Here is a 4777-nt window from a genome sequence, read left to right as displayed (position 1 = left end):
CAGCTCCACGCGCAGCGAGTCGGGTCCGTCGATGAACACCTTCCGCGCCGTTCCGGCCGCCGCCAGCACCGCGCCGCCCAGTTCGCGCCGGCCGCTCCAGCGGGCGACGCCGTAACCGCCGACCAGACCGCCCGCCGCGGTCAGCGCGGCGGGCGCGGCGGCCGCGAGCACGTTCGGGACCTTCGCCATCGTCGACTCCACTCGTAGGCTCGTTGGGGCTCTCGGTCTCCGACCATAACCCGGTGAACGAACGGCGCCGCCGGGGCCTCCCGGGAGCCTCGCGTCCGGCCCTCTCCTCAGGCCCTCTCCTCAGGCCCTCTCCTCAGGCCCTGTCGTCGGGCCGCTTGGTCAGGCCCGGTCGTCCGGTCCTACCGGAACGCCTCGGCCGGCGTCTGCCCCGGCACCGTGGCGGCCAGCAGCCGCGCCGCCTCCGCCGGGTCGAGCACCCGCTCCAGCCGCAGGTCGCCCGGGACCTCCTGGATGAACCGCCCGGCCGACCAGCTCCGCTCGTAGGGCAGCGGCTCCAGGACCAGGGTGCGCACGCCGTCCACCACCGGGATGTCGCTCGGCGTGCCCTCGTTCCAGATCCAGGAGCCGTCCGGCGCGACCAGGTTGAAGGCGCCGGTGGCGATCACCCGGCGGCCGTCCAGGAACGCCGTCCGGGCCAGTGCCACCACCTCCGGGTCCTGCGGGGTGCCGGGCAGGTGGCCGCCGCCGACCAGCACGTCGGCGAGCAGGGTGTGCAGCTGGAAGGTGTCGCTCAGGCCGCTCATCCGCAGCAGGTAGCCGGTGCCGGTGGGCCGGTCGAGGACCAGCAGCGGCTCGTCGTCCAGCACCAGCGCCAGGTGGACCAGGCCCTTGAAGTCGTGCTGCTCGCCCCGGTAGCGGTCGAACAGCTCCAGGAGCACCTCGGTCACGCCCGAGGCGCGGGCCTCGGTCCGGACCTCGGCGTGCGCGTACACCGCCCAGGCCGCCTGCTGCCACAGGTGCAGCGTCCACCAGGCGACCACGGCCAGGTGGGCGTGCCAGTCGTCCAGGTGCGCCGGGTCGGCGATCCGCTCGTGCGCCTCGGCCGGATCGTCCTGCTCCGCGTCGGGCAGCGGGCCGCCGCCGGTGGCGGCCCAGCGCCGCACCAGCAGCTGCGCGCCGGTCAGCGCCTCGCGCAGGCCGGCCAGCACCGGGCCGGAGCAGGCGACCGGGTCGGCGCCGTGCTCCACGCAGGCGCCCACCACCATGGCCAGGTGCGCGCGGGGGAACGGCGGGGCGTCCGGCAGCAGCGCCGCCAGCCGGGGGCCGGCCGCCACCCGCTCTGCCGGTTCGGCCGCGCCGAAGAGCCCGCCGACCTGCCCGAGGGCGGGCCCGAACCGCTCCTCGTCCCCGGCCGCGACCACGGCCTCCAGGGCGGCCACGGCTTCGGCGAAGGTGGGCTGTTGACGGTGCGACGGTATCTGCTCGGTGGACATTCGCCGCAGCATAGGGGGCGGAGCCGGTCCGGCGGAAACTCCTCCGCGCGACACCGCGTCCGTCGCCCGCACCCGGCCCGGCTCGGCCCGGCTCGGCCCGTCCCGGGCCGCCCGCGGGGCCCGTCCCGATCGCACGCCCGGCCCGTCCCGGCCGCCCGCGGGGCCTGTCGGTGCCCGGTGGCAGACTTCGACCGTGACAGACTCCGCGATCACCGACGGCAGCTACCTCGTCCGCAACGTCGGCAGCGGCCTGCTGCTGCAGGTCGCTGACGCCTCCCGGCGCAGCGGCGCCCGGATCGTCCTCGGCGCGGACGACGGCGGCGCCGCCCAGCTCTGGCGCCTCACCGCCGTCCACCCGGGCGGCGCGCTGTTCCACATCGAGAACGCCGGCAGCGGCAAGCGGCTGGACGTCACCGGCGCCTCGACGGAGGACGGCGTCCGGATCCAGCAGTGGTCGGCCAACGCCTTCGGCGCCCAGGAGTGGCTGCTGGAGGCCCACGTCGACGCCCCGGGCACCTACACCGTCACCAGCTTCATCAGCGGCAAGCCCCTGACGGCGGGCGACACCCCGGAGGCCGACGTCCACCAGCGCGAGGACGCCGACGTCCCGGCCCAGTGGTGGCGCTTCGAGCGCCGGGACGCCTGAACTCCCTGCCTGAAGTCCCTGCCTGAGCCCCCTGCCCTGAGGCTCCCGGGCGCCGGACCCGGAGGCCGGGTCAGTCGGCGAGGCTGGCGCGGACGGCGTCGAGCTCGGCGTCCGTCGCGCCGTGGTGGCGGAGGTAGCCGGGGACCGTGCCGTGGTGGTCGTGGATCCAGGCCAGCGAGGAGGCGAGGAGCTCGGCGCCGACCGGGCGGGAGAGCCGCTCGGTGCCGGTCTCGTCGAGGTACGGGACGGGGCCGTCGTCGAGCCCGAGCCCGGTGTTGGAGAGCAGGAAGTCGGCGGTGATCTCGGCCTCCGAGGCGCCCAGCAGGGACTGGAGGACGGCGATGGTGAGCCCGGTGCGGTCCTTGCCGACGGCGCAGTGGACGACGGTGGCCAGCGACCCCGGGGCGGCGAGGCGGCGCACCACGGCGGCGAGCGAGGGGCCGGCCTCCTCGGCCATGAAGAGGTAGAGGGCGGCCTGGTCCTCGGGCCAGGGCCGGTCGGCGTCCTTGGGGTGCGGGGGCAGCGTCGGCACGTGGAGGGTCTCGTGGTCGAGGCCGTGCCGCTGGTCCGGCCAGGTCTCCAGCTCGTACCCGCTGCGCAGGTCGAAGACCGTCCGCAGACCGAGGGCCTTGAGCCGCCGGGCGCCCTCCTCGGTGAGGGTGTGGAAGGACCCGGAGCGGTACAGCACGCCCCGGCGGAGGGCACCGATCCCGCCCGCGTCACGGAAGTTGCGCACACCGGGGATGTCGATGAAGGCGTCGGTCATGGTCACCACCGTACGGGCGGCCGCGGGCGGGCGGAAGGAAACGGCGGAGGGCCGCCCGGTGGCGGGACGACGTCGGCCGAAACCGGCCCCCGCCGGTGCGCGGACGGCCCGCGCGGCCGGCCGCTCAGCGCCCGCCCGAGACCTCCAGGAACGCCCCGGTGGTGTACGAGGCGGCCGGGGAGAGCAGGAAGAGGATCGCCTCGGCGACCTCCTCCGGCTGCCCGCCGCGCCGCATCGGCAGGCCGGGCGCGACCCGGTCGACCCGGCCGGGTTCGCCGCCCAGCGCGTGGATGTCGGTGTGGATCAGCCCCGGCCGCACCGCGTTGACCCGGATGCCCTCGGCGGCGACCTCCAGGGCGAGGCCGCGGGTCATCGAGTCCACCGCGCCCTTGGCGGCCGCGTAGTCGACGTACTCGTTCGGCGAGCCGATCCGGGAGGCGGCCGAGCCGACGTTGACGATGGCGCCGCCCCGCCCGCCGTGCCGGGTGGACATCCGGCGGACGGCCTGGGCCGCGCACAGGAACGGGCCGGTGATGTTGGCGGCCCAGATCCGGTTCAGCCGGTCCTCGTCGATCTCCTCCAGCCGGCACTGCTTCTCCAGCGTGCCGGCGTTGTTCACCAGCCCGGTGAGCGGGCCGAGTTCGTTGTCCACGGTGCGGAACAGCCGCTCCACCTCGGCGGTGCGGGAGACGTCGGCGCGGACCGCGAGGGCGGTGCCGCCCTCGGCCCGGATCGCGTCCACGACGGCGGCCGCCGAGGCATCGTCCGTACGGTAGTTGACGCAGACCCGGTGGCCGCGGCGGGCGGCCAGCAGGGCGGTGGCGGCACCGATGCCGCGGCTCGCGCCGGTGACGATCAGGACCTGGTCGGTCGGGGTGGTCGGCATGGCCCGTACGCTACCCGGCGGCCCGGCCGGGGGCACCCGCGGCGGCCTCCCGCAGGGCCGCGACCTTCGGGGCCCGGCTCCTCGGCGAGTCGAGGCCGAAGCCGCGGGCGTCGCCCAGTTCGTCCCGGACGAAGGCCTCGGTGCGGGCCGCCGCCTCCCGCAGGGCGTCGTCGAGCGGGACGAAGGGCAGCAGGACGAGCTCGGCGCGCTCGGTGTCGTACTCCCAGAGGCCGACGATCCGGCCGCGGTCGAGCACCACGTGGGTCTGCGGGTCCGCCTCGGTGCCGAAGGAGCGCCCGGCCCGGCCGGCGGGCAGCGGGCGGGCCGCGTCGGCGGGGTCGAGCAGCCGGGGCAGGTCGCGGTGGAGCAGGTGGATGCCGTCGATGTCGGCCAGCAGGGTGTAGTGCGGCTCGTCCGGCACCTCGAACCCGGCGTACTCCTCGGCGAGTCCGGGCGGCAGCAGGAGCTCCGATCCGGGCGAGAGCGGCACCGGGCCGGCCTCGGCGACGGCCCGGCGGGCGGTGGCGGCGGTGAAGCCGGAGAACCAGCGGAAGTGCCTGAGGGTGGCCGGGCCGGCCCAGGAGAAGTAGCGGCGGGCGAGGTCGACGGCGTCCCCGGCGACCGGCTGGTCCCAGCCGACGTAGCCGTAACGCTGCTGGTCCAGGCGGCCGTTGACGGGCACCCGGCGGATCCGGCCGCGGGACTGCAGCAGCCCGAGGGCGAGCGGCAGGGTGGTGGTGAGGCCGCGCCTGCGCCCCGGCTCGCCGAGCGGTCGGACGGCGTCGCCGACCGCCTCGCGGATCGCCGCCGGGGCCAGCGGGCGGTCCTCGGACAGCGCCCGCTCGACGGCCAGGCAGAGCTGCTCCACCTCGTCCCGGCCGACCCCCAGGTGCTTCTGGGCCGCGGCCAGTTCGCCCGCCGGCGCGGCCGCCCCGGCGGCCAGGCCAGCTCCATCAGCGCCCAGCCGACGGCGCCGCGGCCCTGGGGGCTGGTGTCGGCCATGTGCCGGCCGTCCT

5 protein-coding genes and 1 pseudogene are annotated in these 4777 nt (G+C 76.6%); 1 reads left to right on the top strand and 5 read right to left on the bottom strand.

Translation table 11 applies throughout. The annotated features are described in order from the left end of the window. Together ABZW03_RS37435 and ABZW03_RS37430 are read right to left on the bottom strand one after the other, a co-directional pair. A pseudogene (locus ABZW03_RS37435) lies at nt 1–189 on the bottom strand (hypothetical protein); the annotation flags it as partial. Nucleotides 190–368: 179 nt separating this feature from the next. Beyond that, nucleotides 369–1463, bottom strand: a complete 1095-nt coding sequence (locus ABZW03_RS37430; RefSeq protein ID WP_355268836.1) for a hypothetical protein — start codon at nt 1461–1463, stop codon at nt 369–371. Here ABZW03_RS37430 and ABZW03_RS37425 point away from each other — a divergent pair. Continuing rightward, nucleotides 1456–2109 (top strand): RICIN domain-containing protein, encoded by a 654-nt coding sequence (locus ABZW03_RS37425; protein WP_355268834.1) that lies wholly within the window; start codon nt 1456–1458, stop codon nt 2107–2109. The two genes, ABZW03_RS37430 and ABZW03_RS37425, sit on opposite strands and share 8 nt — an antisense overlap. A 70-nt stretch (nt 2110–2179) precedes the next feature. Here ABZW03_RS37425 and ABZW03_RS37420 read toward each other — a convergent pair whose 3' ends face one another. From ABZW03_RS37420 to ABZW03_RS37410, 3 genes are all read right to left on the bottom strand, one after another. Continuing rightward, entirely contained in the window at nt 2180–2875 is a 696-nt protein-coding gene (locus tag ABZW03_RS37420) for a tyrosine-protein phosphatase (RefSeq protein ID WP_355268832.1), read from the bottom strand. Between the two features lie 124 nt (nt 2876–2999). Beyond that, on the bottom strand, nt 3000–3761 hold the full coding sequence (locus tag ABZW03_RS37415) for an SDR family oxidoreductase (protein ID WP_355268830.1): 762 nt from the start codon (nt 3759–3761) through the stop codon (nt 3000–3002). A 10-nt stretch (nt 3762–3771) separates the two neighbouring features. Next, nucleotides 3772–4777: crosslink repair DNA glycosylase YcaQ family protein (locus ABZW03_RS37410; RefSeq protein ID WP_355268828.1), on the bottom strand; the 1006-nt coding region annotated here is incomplete at its 5' end.

This window comes from Kitasatospora sp. NPDC004799 (assembly GCF_040609095.1).
Lineage (GTDB): Bacteria > Actinomycetota > Actinomycetes > Streptomycetales > Streptomycetaceae > Kitasatospora.
Note: the sequence above shows the minus strand (reverse complement) of the source record. Positions and strands in the feature narration are given on the sequence as shown.

Bases quoted from the DNA above. Each gene is read 5' to 3' on its own strand.
- ABZW03_RS37415 (WP_355268830.1), bottom strand. From the start codon at position 3,761: ATGCCGACCACCCCGACCGACCAGGTCCTGATCGTCACCGGCGCGAGC.
- ABZW03_RS37430 (WP_355268836.1), bottom strand. From the start codon at position 1,463: ATGTCCACCGAGCAGATACCGTCGCACCGTCAACAGCCCACCTTCGCC.
- ABZW03_RS37420 (WP_355268832.1), bottom strand. From the start codon at position 2,875: ATGACCGACGCCTTCATCGACATCCCCGGTGTGCGCAACTTCCGTGAC.